Source organism: Pseudohongiella sp., from assembly GCF_040877505.1.
GTDB lineage: Bacteria > Pseudomonadota > Gammaproteobacteria > Pseudomonadales > Pseudohongiellaceae > Pseudohongiella.
Window position 1 is genome coordinate 1 of record NZ_JBBDNQ010000039.1, and the last position, 1,917, is coordinate 1,917.

Below are 1,917 nucleotides of genomic sequence, written 5' to 3' on the forward strand. Positions count from 1 at the left end.
GACTTTGCTCAACACTGCGCCGGAAGTGAGCCTTGCTGAGCTGGTCGACCCAGACTTTGGTGGTCACAAATACCTCGTCGCGACTGACCGGGCTCTCGGCGATGGCCTTGCCGACAGCCGCCTCGTTGTCATACATCTGCGCGGTATCGATGGTCCGGTAACCGAGTTCAAGCGCTGTGCTGACTGCCTGATAAGCGACTTCTTCCTTTAACCGGTAAGTCCCCAGGCCCGGGTTGGTCAGGGTTACGTCAGACATAAGCAGTTCTCCAGTGTTTACCATTACAAAACGGTTGGGGTGGTTCGCGTGCGTTAAAGGGGTAGGGTTCACCAGCGCGTGATCAGGCGCTTTCAACCTCTGTCACTTTCAGTGTATCGACTTTAGAATAGTGGGTATGAAAAAACTCACGTTATTAACAGTGATGCTCGGCCTGCTCGGTTGCAATACCGCTAGCGAGCCCGAAGTGGCCACGGGTCCAGCGGCATCCGGCCAGGGTTTAACCGAAGTGACACTGGACGTCAAACCCGGAACCGGTCGCTGGTACACCGAGGCTCAGGTTGAGCGGGGCCGGAAGACCTTCGGGCAGTATTGTGCGGCCTGTCATGGTGCTAATGCCGAAGCGACCCCCAACTGGCGAACGCTCGATGCCAATGGCAATTATCCGCCGCCACCGCTCAATGGCAGCGCCCACGCCTGGCATCACCCGCTGGCGGTGTTGTCGATGGTCATCGAGGAAGGCGGCGAACCGATGGGCGGTGTTATGCCCGCCTGGGGCGATACGCTAGGCGATGCCGATATTGTTGAGGTCATTGCCAGCTTTCAGAGTTACTGGCCGGAGGAGATCTACGACCTCTGGCTGGAACGCGAACGCGCCAGTCGGGGGTTATCCGCAGATTAAAGATCGCACGTCAGGCAAAGTGGCCCCGAAACAAAACGTTCGGGGCCGGTTGTGACTTACTGGCGGTTCAGCCAGTCCCGCATTTCACTGATTTCCCGGTTTTGTTCGCGCACCACGGCCTGAGCCATGTTTCGCAGCAGGGTGTCATCACTGTATTCCAGCACGACTTCCGCCATTTCGACGGCTGCCTGGTGATGCGGAATCATGCCGGTGACATAGCGGGTGTTGATGTCTGTATCGCGCCCGCCGTGCATGCCACCCATCATCGTCTTCATGGCGGCCTGATAGGCCTGAATGATCTCGGCCGCTCGGGCGTCTGGCTGGGGCTCCGGGTTGTCTCTCAGCCAGGTTTCCATAAAGGCCATCTCATCGGTTTGCGCCGTGATGATCTCATTGGCCAGGGCCGCCAGTTCCGCATCGGCCTGCCCGGATTCGAGCAGTATCGTCGACATGTCCACCGCGCCCTGGTGGTGAGGAATCATGCCGACCACAAAATCGTAGTCGACATCACCGCTGGGCGGGTTGCTGTGCATGCCCTGCATCATGCGGGCATTGGCGGCAGTAAAGGGGTTGCTGTTCATGGCGTCCATACCGGACATGTTCGAACCATGCATGGCACTGTGTTCGCCGTCCGCCATGGTCGAGTGCATGGGCATGGAGCAAGCCGAGAGTACCAGTGTACTCAGTGCCAACGCTGTAGCCGTCTTCAGAGCGCTGAAGCGGCTTGTGTAGGGTGCAATGTGTAAGTTGATTGACTGATTTGTCATGGTTGTTTCCCGTTAATAGGGTTCATGCCTCTATCCTCAAACGATCCCATTGGCCGGGCAAGCCACAATACACAAAGATTACCTGGCGGTTTTATAACCACAGCGAGCCATATTGTTATTGGGATGCCTCGGCTTTATCTGGATTGTGTAAAGAGGTAAAGTTCAGGTTCGTTCCAAGAGGGATCGACAGGTGTGGAAGCCTGCGCAGTGAATAAAACAGATAACGAACAAGGAAACGTTATGACGAGCCAGTC

At 56.7% G+C, this 1,917-nt stretch carries 3 protein-coding genes; 1 reads left to right on the forward strand and 2 read right to left on the reverse strand.

Annotation, left to right across the window (positions count from 1 at the left end; genetic code table 11):
- Window positions 1-256: aldo/keto reductase (locus tag WD071_RS14225; protein ID WP_368049061.1), on the reverse strand; the 256-nt coding region annotated here is incomplete at its 3' end.
- A gap of 136 nt (window positions 257-392) precedes the next feature.
- On the opposite strand from WD071_RS14225, the gene WD071_RS14230 reads away from it, so the two are divergent.
- Complete coding sequence (locus tag WD071_RS14230; RefSeq protein WP_368049062.1) at window positions 393-896, forward strand: cytochrome c; 504 nt, start codon at window positions 393-395, stop codon at window positions 894-896.
- A gap of 56 nt (window positions 897-952) precedes the next feature.
- On the opposite strand, the gene WD071_RS14235 is transcribed toward WD071_RS14230, so the two are convergent.
- A complete protein-coding gene (locus WD071_RS14235) occupies window positions 953-1,663 on the reverse strand; it encodes a DUF305 domain-containing protein (protein ID WP_368049063.1) in 711 nt (236 codons plus the stop codon).
- Between the last annotated feature and the right edge of the window lie 254 nt (window positions 1,664-1,917).

Excerpts from the sequence above, each read along its gene's own strand:
- WD071_RS14230 (WP_368049062.1), top strand. The coding sequence starts at position 393 with ATGAAAAAACTCACGTTATTAACAGTGATGCTCGGCCTGCTCGGTTGC.
- WD071_RS14235 (WP_368049063.1), bottom strand. The coding sequence starts at position 1,663 with ATGACAAATCAGTCAATCAACTTACACATTGCACCCTACACAAGCCGC.